The 16,490-nt window shown below is 61.2% G+C and carries 10 protein-coding genes and 5 pseudogenes; 9 read left to right on the forward strand and 6 right to left on the reverse strand.

Annotated elements, in window-relative coordinates; all coding sequences use genetic code 11:
• Positions 1-301: 301 nt before the first annotated feature.
• Positions 302-1,410 (reverse strand): annotated as a pseudogene (locus OKW45_RS19175) (IS110 family RNA-guided transposase).
• Positions 1,411-1,646: 236 nt separating this feature from the next.
• Between OKW45_RS19175 and OKW45_RS19180 the strand changes: the two are divergent.
• Positions 1,647-1,862: pseudogene (locus OKW45_RS19180) on the forward strand (transposase); the annotation flags it as partial.
• Between the two features lie 60 nt (positions 1,863-1,922).
• Here the strand turns inward: OKW45_RS19180 and OKW45_RS19185 are convergent.
• Positions 1,923-2,107, reverse strand: a pseudogene (locus OKW45_RS19185) (IS6 family transposase); the annotation flags it as partial.
• Between the two features lie 245 nt (positions 2,108-2,352).
• Here OKW45_RS19185 and OKW45_RS19190 point away from each other — a divergent pair.
• The gene (locus OKW45_RS19190; RefSeq protein ID WP_429470499.1) at positions 2,353-3,036 is read left to right on the forward strand and encodes a response regulator; all 684 of its coding nucleotides are present in this window, start codon (positions 2,353-2,355) and stop codon (positions 3,034-3,036) included.
• 126 nt (positions 3,037-3,162) lie between these two features.
• Here the strand turns inward: OKW45_RS19190 and OKW45_RS19195 are convergent, their stop codons facing one another.
• A complete protein-coding gene (locus tag OKW45_RS19195) occupies positions 3,163-3,873 on the reverse strand; it encodes a response regulator (RefSeq protein ID WP_429470501.1) in 711 nt (236 codons plus the stop codon).
• Positions 3,874-4,244: 371 nt separating this feature from the next.
• On the opposite strand from OKW45_RS19195, the gene OKW45_RS19200 reads away from it, so the two are divergent.
• From OKW45_RS19200 to OKW45_RS19210, 3 genes and pseudogenes are all read left to right on the forward strand, one after another.
• Complete coding sequence (locus OKW45_RS19200; RefSeq protein ID WP_429470503.1) at positions 4,245-6,620, forward strand: type I secretion system permease/ATPase; 2,376 nt, start codon at positions 4,245-4,247, stop codon at positions 6,618-6,620.
• Positions 6,617-7,861 (forward strand): HlyD family type I secretion periplasmic adaptor subunit, encoded by a 1,245-nt coding sequence (locus tag OKW45_RS19205; RefSeq protein ID WP_018417460.1) that lies wholly within the window; start codon positions 6,617-6,619, stop codon positions 7,859-7,861. The genes OKW45_RS19200 and OKW45_RS19205 overlap by 4 nt, the downstream gene beginning before the upstream one ends.
• A 483-nt stretch (positions 7,862-8,344) precedes the next feature.
• Positions 8,345-9,127, forward strand: a pseudogene (locus OKW45_RS19210) (aminotransferase class I/II-fold pyridoxal phosphate-dependent enzyme); the annotation flags it as partial.
• Here OKW45_RS19210 and OKW45_RS19215 read toward each other — a convergent pair.
• Positions 9,104-9,223 (reverse strand): annotated as a pseudogene (locus OKW45_RS19215) (IS3 family transposase); the annotation flags it as partial. The pseudogenes OKW45_RS19210 and OKW45_RS19215 overlap by 24 nt on opposite strands.
• Before the next feature lie 657 nt (positions 9,224-9,880).
• On the opposite strand from OKW45_RS19215, the gene OKW45_RS19220 reads away from it, so the two are divergent.
• Positions 9,881-10,384 (forward strand): M48 metallopeptidase family protein, encoded by a 504-nt coding sequence (locus tag OKW45_RS19220; RefSeq protein ID WP_429470505.1) that lies wholly within the window; start codon positions 9,881-9,883, stop codon positions 10,382-10,384.
• Positions 10,385-10,422: 38 nt separating this feature from the next.
• Here OKW45_RS19220 and OKW45_RS19225 read toward each other — a convergent pair whose 3' ends face one another.
• Entirely contained in the window at positions 10,423-12,759 is a 2,337-nt protein-coding gene (locus OKW45_RS19225) for an FdhF/YdeP family oxidoreductase (RefSeq protein ID WP_429470507.1), read from the reverse strand.
• 151 nt (positions 12,760-12,910) lie between these two features.
• On the opposite strand from OKW45_RS19225, the gene OKW45_RS19230 reads away from it, so the two are divergent.
• Positions 12,911-14,344 (forward strand): aminotransferase-like domain-containing protein, encoded by a 1,434-nt coding sequence (locus OKW45_RS19230; protein ID WP_429470509.1) that lies wholly within the window; start codon positions 12,911-12,913, stop codon positions 14,342-14,344.
• A gap of 48 nt (positions 14,345-14,392) precedes the next feature.
• On the forward strand, positions 14,393-14,680 hold the full coding sequence (locus OKW45_RS19235; RefSeq protein WP_429470511.1) for an ArsR family transcriptional regulator: 288 nt from the start codon (positions 14,393-14,395) through the stop codon (positions 14,678-14,680).
• Positions 14,681-14,762: 82 nt separating this feature from the next.
• Here the strand turns inward: OKW45_RS19235 and OKW45_RS19240 are convergent, their stop codons facing one another.
• Positions 14,763-15,332: a lysozyme inhibitor LprI family protein gene (locus OKW45_RS19240; protein WP_026225284.1), complete on the reverse strand. Its 570-nt coding sequence runs from the start codon at positions 15,330-15,332 to the stop codon at positions 14,763-14,765.
• Positions 15,333-15,576: 244 nt separating this feature from the next.
• Between OKW45_RS19240 and OKW45_RS19245 the strand changes: the two genes are divergently transcribed.
• Positions 15,577-16,389: an SH3 domain-containing protein gene (locus OKW45_RS19245; protein WP_429470513.1), complete on the forward strand. Its 813-nt coding sequence runs from the start codon at positions 15,577-15,579 to the stop codon at positions 16,387-16,389.
• Positions 16,390-16,490 lie beyond the last annotated feature (101 nt).

Consider the following 16,490-nt stretch of genomic DNA (forward strand, 5'->3'; position numbering starts at 1 on the left):
CTCAATCGAAGTTCGCGTGATGCATGCTGCAATGCCGTGCGGGTATATGTGGGAAGGTGAAGGACTGCGGTTCTACAACCGGTCATGTTGGGCCAATGGCCCGGACCCTGATGAAAGACGCGCGCAGAGGCCTCATTCTCTAGCCGGGAATGGATATCCCCGCCGTGTTAGTCAGGTACGCCCCACGCGGGGTCCAACCCGCTTCACATCACCGCTGGCAGTGCAAAGTAATCGTTTCTATGTGCTCATGACGTCTGCGCTCGTGTCTCGTTGCCGGTTGATCGACAGGCTCGGATCAAAGTCAGTCTGCCACTGGTTCGAGCTTGAAGTCATCGCCATATTTCAGCGAGGCCCGCGCCAATCTTGCGTTCTTTGCGGCGATCGCGATGGCGGCCCGCCAGTAGCCCCGGCGCTCGACCAGAGTTCGGACCCACCGGCTGAAGCAATCCTGTTTCTCGCCGAGACTGGCAATAACGGCGCGGGCGCCATTGACCAGCAGGCCGCGCAGATAGGCGTCGCCTGCCTTCGTAATGCTGCCCAGCCGTGCCTTACCGCCACTGCTGTGTTGACCCGGCGTAAGTCCGATCCAGGCTGCCACCTGCCGGCCGTTTCTGAAGTCGTGCCCAGCACCGATACTGGCGAGCAACGCACTGGCCGTGGTTGGGCCGATGCCGCGCAACTGCATCAGCCTCTTGCTACGCGCATCGTCACGCGCGATTTCAGCGATCGCGCGATCGTATTCAACCAGGCGATCCTCAATATTGCCAGCATGCTGGAGCAGATCGCTGATACTGTGCTTCGCCCAGCCAGGCAATGTGTCCAGATGTTCTGCTTAAGGTCACCAAGACGGTCCAACTCACGTAGCCGTTGCTCGACGCCCAATCGCTCATCGGTCGGCAGAGGCTGATCGGCCAGCCAGGCGCGCCCCTTCCTGCCAAACAGATCCGTAGCGGGGCAGCGCTCAATCAGATGCGCGGCGAGCACTGCATGCACTTCGTTCTTCAGGCGGGTGCGTTGCGGTACGATCTGCGCTCGTCGTGACACCTGCCGTCGCATCGCCTGCGTAGTCTCATCAGGAATCCACGCCTGAGGCAGAAAGCCGCTAGCGTATAGCTGGGCCAGGATTGCCGCGTCGATCTTGTCGGTCTTGACCCGTGCTTCGGCAATCAGCCTGACCTGCAGAGGGTTAGCAACGATGACCTGACCGACATGTGCCCGAAGCACGTTGACGATCGCCGCAGTATTGCCAGTCGCTTCGAGCACAACGTGATCGTCAGGTCTAGGCCGAGCAGCAAATCTCTCGAGTTCATCCCGGCGTAGTCCGGCACGACCGCCGGCACGCAGTACGCCATCTTCCAGATACGCGATCTCGGCGACCGATCGCGACACGTCCAGACCAACAATGCGCATAGCCGTTCTCCCATGGAAACACACACGGAGCCGGTGGGACAGCACGACAACTATGGATTCGCGCTCACAGCGCAACCGGGCGGGTCGCAGGGGCGGCCAACTACTAACACGAGCTCGCGGCTCATCGTGTACGAACGGCCTGCCCACCCGAAGTGCTCCCCCGGTGCCCCTGTCCCGGATGGTCGTACGATACGCCTGAAACTTCACGGCGGGGACGCGCTGGGGCACCGGTTCATATCATGCCGGTTACGAATGCCATAGAATCGATCAACATGAGCCTGCGCAAGGTGATCAAGACCCGCAGTTCGTTCCCGACCGATGAGGCCGTCACCAAGCTGTTTTACCTGGCCCTGAACAACATCAGCAAGTAGTGGACGATGCCGATCCGCGGCTGGAAGGCTGCACTGAACCGCTTCACGATCCAGTTCGAAGAGCGGCTGGTGCCGGGTTAGACCTCAACCCGTTTACACAAAATTCCGGACACCCCCGTCGGGCCGCTTTCAAGCGGTATCAAAGCCTGCACGGAATCTGTCGCACCAGCCTCGGATCGTCTGGTACGTCACGACCACGCTGCGCTCGAGGAGCAACTCCTCGATGACGTGCAAGCTCAACTGAAGGAGAAAATACCAACGCACGCCGTGCTGATGACGCCAGCGGACAAACGGTGACCGTGAAGCGGCGATTTTGATTTCTTCATCTGGCCCTCTTCGCGACGACCTCAGCTACCTGACAACGTCGACAATGGCCCGGCTCTCGGTTCCAGGTGGCCAGCCCTCGGAAATCCGACACATACGAGGGAAAGCCATAAATTCTCCAGTCAGTCGAATTTGCCCCACTTTTTTTGCTTTCCAGTTTTCCAGAGGATATTCTCGGATAAGTCAGATTCGGGTACATTGAGCTTGCCGTCGCGGCCCGGTTCATCCCATTTCCGCGGAGCTTTGCATGAGCAAAATGAAAATCCGTGTCGTGCTGGCCGACGATCATCCGGCACTCCTTTCCGGTATCAAGCACGAACTTTCCGCTGTACCTACGCTGGAAATTACAGGCACGGCAGGAGACTCCGGCGAACTCATCAAGGTGCTGAACAGCGCCCCTTGCGATGTCCTCATTACCGATTTCGCGATGCCCGGTGGAGAGTACGGGGACGGCTTGACGTTGCTGGCATTCTTGCGACGAACCTACCCGGCGCTCAAGATCGTAGTCTTCACGACTATCGAAAACCCTGCCATTACGCGTGAAATGTCAAAGCGTGGCGTGCATTCGGTGTTAAGTAAAGCTCATGACACGAGCCATTTGATCTCCGCGATTCACGCTGTCTATGCGGGCGCCACCTACTTTCTTTCTACCTCGCGAAGCCTGAAAGACGCTATTCCGGATTCCTCTCCTGGTCGGAACGAACGCACCCAAACGCTGAGCACGCGCGAAACGGAAGTCATCCGGCTGTTCGTGTCAGGTCTGTCTGTGAATGAAATCGCCGACCGACTACATCGCACTAAGCAGACAATCAGTGCCCAAAAGACCAGCGCGATGCGAAAGCTCGGGATTGAACGGGACGCCGACCTGTTTCACTTTGCATACGAAGCTGGGCTTGGTGTCGCGACCGATGGGTCGCAGCCGGAGATCTGACCGGATCAGTCTTCGCATCACACGCGTCCAAACTCATCGCTTTTGCGCTTTTAGTGTTTTTTGTTGCGATGCGACCCTCGGTCGCGTATGCACTTAAAGGCCCTCGTCGTCGCTCTCATCTCGTCGTCAGGGTTTGCCGTCGCGTGGCTGCGTCGGATCGGACGCATCATGGGCACCATCTTCCGGTACGAGGGTAGGCGCCGTGTCAATCGAACACTTAATCAGCTCGATGTCGTTTCCCACGCCTAGCTTGCGCATTGCGCTGGCTTTCTGCGAACTGATGGTTTGTTTACTGCGCTTGAGTTGCGCTGCGATTTCGTTGACCGACCGTCCCGACACGAAGAGCCGGACAACTTCGGATTCGCGTGCAGTAAGCGCTCGACTGCCGGAGGCAGGCGTATCCACGTTGAGTTGCCAGACAATCTTTGAAATGGTTGGAGAGAAATAACGTACGTCCGCATATGCGCCGTGAATCGCGGCGACCAGATGTTCCATCGGGTCGGCCTTGCTCAGAATGCACTGAATGCCGAGCTTGAGCAGCGAGCGGATGATACCTGGGTTGTCGATCATCGTCAGCACGACAATGCGCATGGCCGGGTATCGGCGCCGCAAAAATGAAAACAGCGTAATGCCGTCACCGTAATTGCCGCCCGGCATGGAGTAATCGCACACCAGTACATCGCATGGCTGCGTGCCGAGTTCCGCGATCAGCTCGGTCGAGTTTGTGCAGGTGCCCACTGTCGTGATGGTACGGTGTTCTTCAAGCATGTAAATCAGTCCGGCAACGATCGCAGGGTGATCGTCGGCAAACATGACCTGGATGGCGGCATTCTCCATTTGGGGCGTCCTTTATCTCCAGTCACAAATGCCTTGCATTACAACGAGACAAGATTAACAGGCGAATAGTGGGTTGGCCACCATTGATACTGGCGGCCCTATCTGGTCAGACAATCGCGCGCGGAAGTGCTTGTGAAAGACTGCGAACTAAAAATTCGTACCAGTCTCACTATGTTGTCGCGGCTGTCTGATTTCGCGGGGTCACCGATATCCGGACAATTGGAGCCAGTACGAAATCTCGTGTTTCGTTCATCAGGTCACCCGAATTAGCCGAATCGATCCTTTAAACGACGAGCTTGCTTCATTGTTTTCTGAGTCTGGATTGCGGTTCAGGTGTCGCACCACATACTTCAATCTAACCGGTTACGATCATGACTCGAAACGATTTTCCTGACGTACAGGCTGCCGCGCCCCTCACCAACGAGGATGGCCTCCTCGGTTCCGTGATGTGGATCTGCGAGCGCTACGGTTGCGGCAAGACGGCGCAGGCGCTCACCGCGGGGCTGCCGAAGAGCGGCATGCTTTCGCCGTCACTGGCGCTCGACTCCCTGTCAAACGCGGGCCTCACGGCGGGCCTGGTGCAGCGTCTTCTGCAACTGCTGCCGGAGCACGTGCTGCCGGTCATCTTGCTGCACCGCCGCACGGGTGGCTGCGTGCTGCTGGGTCGGCGTGCGAATCCGGACAAGGAAGCCAAAAGCCGCGTTCTATATCAGGTGATGGTGCCGGAAATTGGTTCCGAGCCCGTGGAGTACACCCAAGAGGAAATGGATGAAATCTATTCGGGCTACGCCATTCTGGTCAAGCCGACGGCCAAAGTCGAACTGCGCGAAGGGGATAGCGTCGAACCGGCCGGCCACTGGTTGCTGGGCACGCTATGGCGTTATCGACGCTACTACGCGAGTGCTGCGCTCGGTGCATTGCTGATCAATGTGCTCGGCCTTGCCAGCGTCTTTTTTACGATGAACGTGTATGATCGCGTGGTCCCGAACCAGGCCTACGTCACCCTCTGGTCGCTCGCGATCGGGGTTGGAATTGCGATGCTGTTCGAAGCGATTTCGCGCCATGTACGTAGCCATTTACTCGACGTCGCCGGCAAGAAAGCCGACCTGGTCATGGGCACGCTTTTGTTCCGCCAGGCGCTCTCCATCCGCATGGAGCACAAACCGTCGTCGGCAGGGTCATTCGCCAACCAGTTGCGCGAGTTCGAGTCGGTGCGCGACTTCGCAACCTCTGCCACGCTCTCTGCAATTTCCGATCTGCCATTCGTGCTCGTCTTTGTAGGCGTGGTATTCGCGGTCGGCGGTTCGCTCGGCTGGGTGCCGTTGCTGATGATCCCGTTGATCATCGGTGTGAGTCTGTTGGTGCAATGGCCGCTCGCGCGGATCATGAAAGGGAACCTCAAGGAAGCGTCGCTCAAGCAGGGCGTGCTGATCGAATCGGTTGAAGGTCTGGAAACACTCAAGGCGGTGGGTGGCGAAGGGCATATGCAAAAGCGCTGGGAGTCTTTCAGCGCGATGGCGGCATCTTCTTCGATGAAGTCGCGTCAGATTTCCAGCAAGGCGACGAGCTTCATTACCTTGTTGCAGCAGTTGCAGACCGTGGTGCTGATCGTGTTCGGCGTCTACCTGATCGACGCAGGCGAGCTCACGCAAGGCGCGTTGATCGGTACGGTGATGCTGGCTGGCCGGATTACTGCGCCGCTGAGCCAGGTGATGGGACTCGCCTTGCGCTTCCAGCAGGCAAAGGCCGCGCTACATTCGTTGAATAGCTTGATGGCGATGCCTGTCGATCGCGATTCATCGCGCACATATCTGCCGAAGCCTTCGCTCTCGGGGCAAATCACCCTGAAGGACGTCTGCTTTTCGTATCCCACACAGGAGATGCAACCGAATCCGCCGGTTCTGAAGGACGTGAATTTGAGCATCCAGTCCGGCGAGCGGGTTGCTATCCTGGGCCGTATTGGGAGCGGTAAATCGACCCTTCTGCGTGTGATGGCGCGTCTTTACTCGCCGGTCGGAGGGCAGATGTTCACGGACGGTCTGGACGTTGAGCAGATTGACCTCGCCGACTGGCGCAAAGCTGTGGGGTACGTGGGCCAGGACGCGCGTCTTTTTCACGGCAGTCTGCGCGAAAACGTGATGATCGGACGGCCTGAAGCGAGCGCCGACGAGTTTCTACGCGTGATACGTTTGACAGGGCTTGATCATGTCGCTAGCCGCCACCCACAGGGTATCAACCTCCCAATCGGAGAAGGTGGTGCGGGCATCTCCGGTGGCCAGCGTCAGCTGGTGTCGCTGGCCCGCAGCCTCCTTGCCCGGCCGGAGCTCCTGTTGCTCGATGAGCCGACGAGCGCAATGGACGCCCAAACCGAGGCGCTCTTCCTTGAACATCTCGCGCGTGCAACTGCGGGGCAGGCGATCGTTGTGGTGACCCATCGCCCATCCTTGCTGGCCCTGGTTGACCGGATTGTCGTAGTCGAAGAAGGCAAGGTCGTGGCCGATGGTCCGAAGGACAAGATCCTCGCGATGCTGTCAGGCAAGAGCGAACCGGCAGCGGTGGATGGAACGCCGAAGCACGCGCGACCGGACACCTCGCCCGGCGTCGCGGCCGCAACAAATACGCCCGTGGCGCCTCAGACCGTTGCCACGAAGATCAGGATCATGAGCGCCAAAAGGACGGTACCGGCAGCCGATGCGCAAGCGGGTAGTACGCAGGCAGTCGCACCGAACAAGGAGCAATCGCAATGAACTTCAATATTTTCAAACGAGGCAAGAAAAAGGCTAAGCTCGCCAAAGGCGACGCTGCTTTCATGAGCGACATCCGGGAATCGCTGCTGACGCAGTCGACGCCGGGCTCAATGATCATGCTTTACGTCATTCTCACGGTCCTGGCCGGCGGGCTGACCTGGGCGTACTTTGCGCGCGTGGAGGAGATAACGCACGGCGAGGGGACCATCATTTCGAAGAGCCGCGAACAGGTCATCCAGAGTCTTGAGGGCGGCATTCTCGAACAACTGGACGTACGTGAAGGCGACGTTGTCAAGAAGGGACAAGTGCTGGCAAAGATCGATCCGACGCGAGCCGAGACGAGTTATCGCGAAGCGTGGTCCAAGTCAGTAGGACTGAAGGCGACGATTGCGCGTTTGCGTGCCGAGGCGTACGAGCAGCCGCTGACCTTTCCTGACGACGTGAAAGCCGTGCCTACGGTCGTGAAGCAGGAGACGCTTGCTTACAACGCGCGACGTCGTGCACTGAACGATAGCGTGGCCGCGTTGGAAAAGAGCTACTCGCTGTCGAACAAGGAAATTGGCCTGGCCGAGCCGCTGGCAGCCAAAGGTCTTGTTTCTGAAGTCGAACTGCTCCGCATGCGCCGGCAGGCAAACGAGCTGCGCTCACAGATCGTGGAGCGTCGCAACAGATTTCAGGCCGACGCAAACTCGGAACTCACGAAGCTGGAACTGGAACTGGCGCAAACCAGCGAAACCGTAGTGGGTCGTGCGGATGTTCTACAGCGTACGACTGTGATTGCACCGGTGTACGGCACGGTGAAGAATATACGCTTCAATACGATTGGCGGGGTCATCCAGCCGGGCGAGCACATCATGGAAATTGTCCCGCTGGAAGATCAATTGCTCGTCGAGGCACGCATCAAGCCTTCGGACGTCGCATTCCTGCATCCTAATCAACCGTCCACCGTGAAGATTACGGCTTACGACTACGGAATTTATGGAGGCTTGAAAGGCACGGTTCAGCACATCAGCCCCGACACGCTCAAGGACGACCAGAAGGCCGCCGCGGGTCGGCCCGATGCGACGTATTACCGCGTGCTTGTGCTGACAGACTCCAGTGAGTTGCATGCAGGCGGAAAGAGCTTACCGATTCTGCCCGGGATGGTCGCGACGGTCGACATCCGTACCGGTGAGAAAACCATTCTTGACTACATTCTGAAGCCGATTTTCAAGGCTCGTGAAGCGTTCCGGGAGCGGTGATTATCTCGTTGGATCTGGTGACTTCCGGTAATGCCATGCACGGGTGAGCATGGAGGAAACCGGAAGATTCCCGGTTGGAAGCCCGCGTCTTTCCGGGTCTGCATGCCGTGGTCAGAAGAAGCTCGCTGCGCTGGAGCGCGCCTGACCCGGCACGAGACGCTGCGACGCTTGGAATGATTCGCGCGTCGTTGTTGATCGTGGCGCTACGGTACGCATGATTGCGGCCGGTTGAACGAGCAAGAGGCGAATCCAATGACTACGAGTACGCAGATCAACGTATTGCCGGTGCTCAAGACCGGATCAATGACATAGCGAAGGGTGCAACCATGGTCATAACTGCGACGGCGCTATGACGATTCCCTATACGAGCATGGGTAAGGCGCTGTCGTTTGTGCCTCTATGCTGCACGTTGCTGACTTGCTCAACTATTTGTCCACGATGAGGTGGCTGCCGTGAAAACAGATTCTTAAATCCGCCAAGCTGATGAACGTCTGCTATGACATCCGCGGGCCTGTCCTCGAGCATGCAAAGCGTCTCGAAGAAGAAGGCCACCGCATCATCAAGCTGAACATCGGCAATCTCGTGCCGTTTGGCTTTGATGCCCCGGACGAGATCATCCAGGACATGATCCTGAACTTGCCGGACTCGTCCGGCTACTCAGACTCGAAGGGCGTATTCGCCGCGCGCAAGGCGATCATGCACTACGCCCTGCAAAAAGGCGTGCGTGGGGTCGAGCTGGACGACATCTACATCGGCAACGGCGCGTCCGAACTGATCGTGATGGCGATGCAGGGGCTACTGAACGATGGCGACGAACTGCTGCTACCGGCGCCCGACTATCCGCTGTGGACGGCCGGCGTGAGCCTCGCGGGCGGCACGCCAGTGCACTACATCTGCGACGAGTCGAATAGCTGGATGCCCGACCTCGATGACATCCGCGAGAAAATCACGCCGAACACGCGTGCGCTCGTCGTCACCAACCCGAACAATCCGACCGGCGCGCGGTATTCGGACGAACTGCTGCTCGGCCTGATCGAGATCGCGCGCCAGCACGGTCTTGTGATCTTTGCCGATGAGGTCTACGACAAGATCGTCTACGACAGCAAGAAGCACACGGCAATGGCCGCGCTGTCGGAAGACGTGCTAACCATCACGTTCAACAGCCTGTCGAAAAGTTACCGCTCGTGCGGCTATCGGTGCGGCAGAAATCTTGGACTCGCTTATGCTGCAAGTCTGAGGCGCCCGGTATTCGCGGGGACTGAGGGAGCCCGGTGAGATTTTGATCCGCTTTTCGTTATACCAGCGGATGTAGGAATCGACTACCGCGATGAATTGCTCAATGGTTGTAGCCTGCCGGTCCCGGCACCACTAGAGTTCACAAGGATTCAGCCGGCGCGATTGCGCCGCCTCGAGTGTGAGCACAAAGCCGGCGCCCTGATTGGATTACGGGCGTGGACGGTTCCACATAAATGAGCGGCCCGCGTGCGAGCGAGCCGATTCCCTGGATCAGGCATCCGCGCCACGATGGAAGCGCGAACACATCAAGTTCGGGCACGACATGCGTAGCCTACGTCGCGCCATCAATCTATGCGCTTACTTCTCCTCCGATATTTGCGCCATAGTCTCACGATCCCATATAGGCAAGAACTGTAACGATCAGTTCGGTAACTATCATTACGGGGATATAAATATCGCCAGGATCATGCAGACCAAACCCGTTCGCGATGGAAAGCCAGGCAAGCGCCAGGCTTTCGGGCATAGGCCACGGATACGTATGGAGTAACCAGTGCCGATGATACTAAGCATGGTCGCCCCACAATCATTCGTCATCTCATACAACGACGAAATTCAGCAATTCGAAATGTGCTCGCTCAAAGACTCAGATCTTGCGGAACTGCGCCGCTCGACGTCAAGCATGCACGGTGACGCCTACGCGCCTTAAGTCGTCCGGAAAGAATCAAACTTGTCGCCACGCCGGACCATGCGTAACATCACCCCCGCCAACCTCACTCCGCCTTCATGTCCCTCCTCAAATACCTCACCGGCTACCCCGCACCTCTGCAAGACAAGGTGAGAAACCTGATCGCCGCCGATCACCTCGGCTCCTACGTCGCGCAGAAGTACCCGAGCACGCACGAGGTGCAAACCGACCGCGCCCTCTACGAGTACTGCGCGGAACTCAAACGCGAATACCTGCGCAGCGCGGATCAGATCGACAAGGTCACTTACGACAGCAAACTCGACGTGATGCGTCACGCGCTCGGCCTGCACACGAGCATTTCGAGGGTGCAGGGCAGCAAGCTGAAAGCGAAGAAGGAAATCCGCATCGCGTCGTTATTCAAGGCCGCGGCGCCGGAGTTTCTGAAGATGATCGTGGTGCACGAACTCGCTCATCTGAAGGAGAGCGATCACAACAAAGCGTTCTATCGTCTGTGCGAGTTCATGCAGCCGGGTTATCACCAGATCGAATTCGATCTACGTCTGTATCTGACGCATCGCGATCTGGCGAAAAAGACCGTGTGAGGTACGCCGCGCGGCCGGCGCGACAAACGGAGCTGACTTCAAGCCGCCAGTTCCGCGGCGTCCTCCACCATCGACGCGGTCAACAACACCGGAATCGACTTCGACGTCGGCGTACCCGCGCCATCCGCGACCGAGGAGAGCGGCACCAGCGGATTCGTCTCCGGATAATAAGCGCCGAGACAGCCGCGCGGAATGTCGTACTCGACGAGCAGAAAACCGTCCACGCGTCGCTCGATGCCATCGGCCCACACGCTCGTAATATCGACGCGCTGACCAGCCGCGAACCCGAGCATCGCGAGATCGTCCTTGTTGGCGAACAGCACGCGCCGCTGTCCGTACACACCGCGATAGCGATCGTCGAGACCGTAAATCGTCGTGTTGTACTGATCATGTGAGCGGGTGGTCATCAGCGTCATCAGGCGTTCGCCATGTTGCTTCTTCGCCTGATGAATCGGCGTGTCGAGCGCGATCGCGTGCGCGATGAACTGCGCCTTGCCGCTCGGCGTTTTCCAGATGCGATCGCGCGATGCGACGCCGAGATGGAAGCCGCCCGGCTTCTTCAGACGCTCGTTGTAGTCGTCGAAACCGTCGATCACCTTCGCGATGCCGTCGCGAATCAGCGCGTAGTCGGCCGCATGGGCGAGCCAGTCCAGCTTGCCGCTGCCCAAAGTCGCATGCGCCATGCGCGCGACGATCGCCACTTCGGAAAGCAGATTGTCCGACGCCGGCTTGTTCATCCCATACGAGATGTGCACCATGCTCATCGAATCCTCGACGCTAACGCCTTGCGCCACGCCGTTCTGTAGATCGATCTCGGTGCGTCCGAGCGTCGGCAGGATCAGCGCGTCGCGGCCATGCACGAGATGGCTGCGATTGAGCTTCGTCGTCACGTGCACGGTCAGATCGCATGCGCGCATCGCGTCCCACGTGCGCGGCGTGTCCGGCGTCGCGATCGAGAAATTGCCGCCCAGCCCGATGAACACCTTCACCTTGCCGTCGAGCATCGCCTGAATCGTGTTGACGACGTCGAGTCCGTGCTCGCGCGGCGGCGCGAAGTCGTAGGCTGCGCCGAGCTTGTCGAGAAACGCTTCAGTAGGCTTTTCCTCGATACCGACCGTGCGGTCGCCCTGCACGTTCGAGTGGCCGCGCACCGGGCACAACCCAGCGCCGCGCCGGCCGATATTGCCGCGCATCATCATCAGATTCGACAGCAGCTGTACCGTCGCGACCGAGTTCTTGTGCTGCGTGAGACCCATGCCCCAGGTCGAAATCACCGCGCGGCCCTTCACGTAGATATCGGCGAGCTTCAGCACCTCATCGAGCGGCACGCCTGCCTCGGCGACGATCGTGTCCCAGCGCTCGGCGCGCAGATCGTCGGCGAAGGCAGCGAAGCCGACTGTGTGCTGCGCGATGAAGCCGACGTCGAGCACGCGCTCGAAGCCCGACACGAGCGCTTCGTCATCCAGTTCGAGCACGCGTTTGGCGACGCCCTTGATCAGCGCGAAATCGCCGCCGACCTTCGGACGGATGAACACCGAGCTGATTTTCGTGCTGCCCATCGTCAGCATTTCGACCGGATGCTGCGGGCTCGCGAAGCGTTCGAGGCCGCGCTCCTTCAGCGGATTGATCGACACGATCGTGGCGCCGCGCTTCGCGCATTCGCGCAGCTCGCCGAGCATGCGCGGATGGTTGGTGGCCGGATTCTGGCCGAAGATCAGCAGCGTATCCGCGTGTTCGAAGTCATCGAGCGTGACCGTGCCCTTGCCGATGCCGACCGTGTGCGGCAGGCCACGGCTCGTCGCCTCGTGGCACATGTTCGAGCAATCGGGAAAATTGTTGGTGCCGTACATGCGCACGAACAGCTGGTACAGGAACGCGGCTTCGTTGCTCGCGCGGCCCGAGGTATAGAACGCGGCGCGGTCAGGATCGTCGAGACGCTTCAGATGGCTCGCGATCAGCGCGAACGCATCGTCCCAGCCGATCGGCATATAGCGGTCGCGCGCGGCGTCGTAGACAAGCGGATCGGTCAGGCGGCCGTGCTGCTCGAGTTCGAAGTCGGATTGCGTCATCAGCTCCGTGACGCTGTGCCGCTCGAAGAACGCGGGCGTCACGCGCTTTCCGGTCGCCTCGGCGGCCACGGCCTTCACGCCGTTTTCGCAGAACTCGAATGTCGACGCGTGCTCGCGATCCGGCCACGCGCAGCCGGGGCAGTCGAAGCCGTCAGGCTGATTCTGCTTGAGCAGCGTGCGGTAGTTGCCGCCCGCGACCTTTTCCTTGAGCAGGTTGATGGCGACATACTTCAGCGCGCCCCAGCCAGCGGCGGGGTGCTTGTACGGCTCGATGCGGGCTTCGGCTTGTGTTTCGTTCTTCTTCATGACGTGGCGGTGGATAGATTCGACAGGCTTTGCAGACCAATGCCGAGGAGCCTACTGTGTTCCACAAACCGCGTCGGATACAGAAAACCGGAAAGAATAGGAGTACAGTTGCGCGACGATGCCTGAAGCCGCCCGAATCCACCCGAATCGCATGAAGCTCTACGAAAAACTCGCCGACGAAATTACCGAAACCGTGCGCCGCGGCGTGTTCGCGGCCGGCGAGCGGATTGCGTCGGTGCGTCAGGCGAGCCAGCAGCACGGCGTCAGCATCAAGACGGTGCTGCACGCGTATGCGCTGCTGGAGAGCCGCGGCATCGTCGAGAGCCGGCCGCAGTCGGGCTATTTCGTGCGCGACGCGGCCGCGTGGGCGCTTGCGCCGGCGCCCGCCGCGGCCCGCGCGGGCCGCAAGTCCGCGCTGCCGCCCGTGCCCGCGACGGTCGACGTGAGCCGGCTCGTGCTGTCGACCCTACGCAGCATCCGCGCGCACGACGCCGTGCCGTTCGGCTCGCCGTATCCCGATCCGTCGCTGTTCCCGTGGCGGCGCATCAACCAGTATGCCAACGGGATCGCGCGGCGGCACGCGAGCTGGAATCTGATCGACGATCTGCCGCCGGGCAACCCCGAGCTGATCCGGCAGATCGCGCGGCGCTATGCGGAAAACGGTCTGCCGGTCGATCCGGGCGAAATCGTGATCACGCTCGGCGCGACCGAGGCGATCAACCTGAGCCTGCAGGCGGTCGCCAAGCCGGGCGACACCGTCGCGGTCGAGTCGCCGACCTACTACGCGATGCTGCACGCCATCGAGCGCCTCGGCATGCGCGCGATCGAGGTGGCGACGCATCCGGTCGACGGCATCGACATCGACGCGCTCGCGAAGGCGATCGCGCGGCAGAAGATCGCCGCGTGCATGGTTATGCCGAATTTCCAGAATCCGCTCGGTTTCTGCATGTCCGACGAGCGCAAGCGGCAACTGGTCGAACTGCTGGCTGCGCACGAGATTCCGGCGATCGAGAACGATGTCTACCAGGAGCTGTATTTCGGCGACACGCGGCCGTCGACGCTGAAGACCTTCGACACCCAAGGGCTCGTGCTGCACTGTGCGTCGTTTTCGAAAAGCCTGACGGCGTCGTACCGGATCGGCTGGGCACTGCCGGGGCGCTATCGCGCGCAGGTCGAGAAGCTCAAATTCCTCAATACGCTGACGACGCCGTCGGTGCCGCAGGTCGCGGTCGCCGATTATTTGCGTCAGGATGGCTACGACCGCCATCTGCGGCATGTGCGCCGCGTGTACCGGCAGCAGGCGAGCATCATGAGCGCGCTGGTGCTGCGCTTTTTCCCGGTCGGCACGCGCGTGTCGACGCCGCAGGGCGGCTACGTGCTGTGGGTCGAGTTGCCCGTTGCGATCGATTCGATGCGGCTTTATCAGGCGGCGCTCGAACGCGGGATAACGGTCGGGCCGGGGATGATGTTTTCGACGCGCAACGATTTTCGGCACTTCATCCGGCTCAACTACAGCTATCCGTGGACCGCGCAGGCCGAGGCGGCGTTGAAGACGCTCGGTGAGCTGGCTACGGCGATGGCGTGACAGGCGCCAGGGCGATGCAAAACGACACATCACGACAGGTAGACCGACATGGACGACGACATCGACCCGCAACTCGCCGCGATACTCGCGCAGCTATGGCGCGCGCATCGCGAGACACCCCGGCGCGCGTGGTCGCTCGCGAAGCTGTCGAAGCAGGCCGGCGTGCCGATGAGCAGCTTGCGGCGGCAATTGGCGGCGCTCTCGGGAAGCGGTCTCGTCGATACGATGTTCCAGGACGATGGCACCGGAGCCGCGTCGCTGAGCGAAATCGGCGCGCAGCTTTGCGCGGAGCTGTTCGGCACGAGCCAGGGCGGCGAGCCGTCGGCCGCCGACTGAGCTACCCGGCGCGACTGCCACCGGCGCGCAATTGATCCGGCGCACGGGTTGATTGTTGTCGTAGTCAGCGCGTTCCGCCGTCTCATTGCCCAACGCTCGCCTGCACCTGCGATTGTGATTGCGATGGCGCCATGTCCGCCGCCTCTAAAGTGGCCACGCCGCAGAACCAGTCGGCATCGCGCGGCTGATACTTCCACCGCTTGCTCGACTGCCCGATCACGCTCGCACACTGCTCGTTCACCGCAAGGTCGGGCTTTGCGGCCGTGCATTGCAGCGTCGACGGGTCGGAGTGCGCATCCACATTCACGGACGCCGCGTTCCGCGCGCCGCTCGGCAAGCTCGCCAGCAGTCGCTGCAATTCGTCGATACGCGTCGCGTACCACGTCCGCAGACACGCGGCGTCGCGGCAGTTCGCTTCGCGCCAGGCCCACTTGCTGTCGCTGTCGTCGATGAACGCGCGGCGTTGGGCGACTCGCCGACGTGCTTTCCAGTAGAGTTGGCCCAACGTGTCGTCGAGCGTCGACAGCGCGGCGTCGCCGCAAATCATGCGCTCGGCCGGCGAGCGGCCGCGCTGGCAATCGAAGCTCGCAGCGTTGGCGTACGGATGCGCGAGCAGCAGTCCGGCGATCAGGAGAGGGCGGAAGAGGGTCATCAGGGTCTGGGCGGTGCATCGATTGATCATGCCGCCGATGATCGACCGGTCGCGCGCCTCGTGGACGTCCGAACAACGCGGGAATTCGGGCGGGTCGTTACCAGATGTTGCCGCGCGGGCTGCCGGCTCAGGTCGGCGCTCGCGCACCTTCGCGTGTCATGAAGTAGGCGCAACGTCTAGATATTGGAAGTGGGGGCACTTGGGCCGGCGTGTTCGAAGGCGGCCATCGAAAGAGGGAGAACGAATGCAACGACGACTCGTGATCGGTCTTTACATGGCAGCGGGCCTTCTGACTTTACCCGGCGCGGCCAGCGCGCAGTCACAGGCCTATACGAACAGCGGGACCAACGTGCGCGCGGGCCCTGCGGCCGACTACCCGATCGTCGCGCAGCTGCCGGGCGGCGTTCCGGTGACGGTGATGGGGTGCCTGAGCAACTACCAGTGGTGCGACGTCGCCGCGCCGAGTCTGCGCGGCTGGGTGTATGCATCGCGGCTCAGTTCGCCGTACCAGGGCTACAACATGCCGCTGAACTACGGCGCCGCGCTCGGCCTGCCGATCCTCGCGTTCTCGATCAACGATTACTGGGGCAACTACTACCGCGGCCAGCCGTGGTACGGCCAGCGGTCCCGCTGGGCGCGTCATGCGCCGCCCCCGCCGCCGCGACCGGGCGCCGGGCATCCGCCGCCGAAGTGGCGGCCGTCGCCGGGGCATGTCGGCGGACGTCCGCCGGGCGGGACGCCGCCGGGCAATGCGGGTGGACGGCCTCCAGGTCACGAGGGCGCCCGACCACCAGGCAACGCGGGCGGACGCCCACCGGGCGGCCCGCCGCCGGGCAACGCCGGGGGGCGTCCTCCCGGCGCGGAGCAAGGCGGTGGGGGCGGTCGGCCACCGGGCGGCGGACCGCAAGGCGGCGGAGGCGGTCGGCCACCGGGTGGCGACCAGCAGGGCGGCGGCAATCGCCCCCCAGGCGGCCATCAGGGCGGACCCCAAGGCGGTCCCCAAGGCGGTGGAGGTGGCGGCGGAACACGGCCTCCCGGAGGCGGTGGCAACCATTGAGGATTGACGCCGCCGCCACGCTGCAGACCATCAAGCCAAATGGGCCGTCGCAGTCTGCCGCGGCCGGCCCAGCGTCGAGCCGCTGCGGCGCCTCGAGGCCA

It is taken from the genome of Paraburkholderia lebeckiae (assembly GCF_050436225.1).
Lineage (GTDB): Bacteria > Pseudomonadota > Gammaproteobacteria > Burkholderiales > Burkholderiaceae > Paraburkholderia > Paraburkholderia tuberum.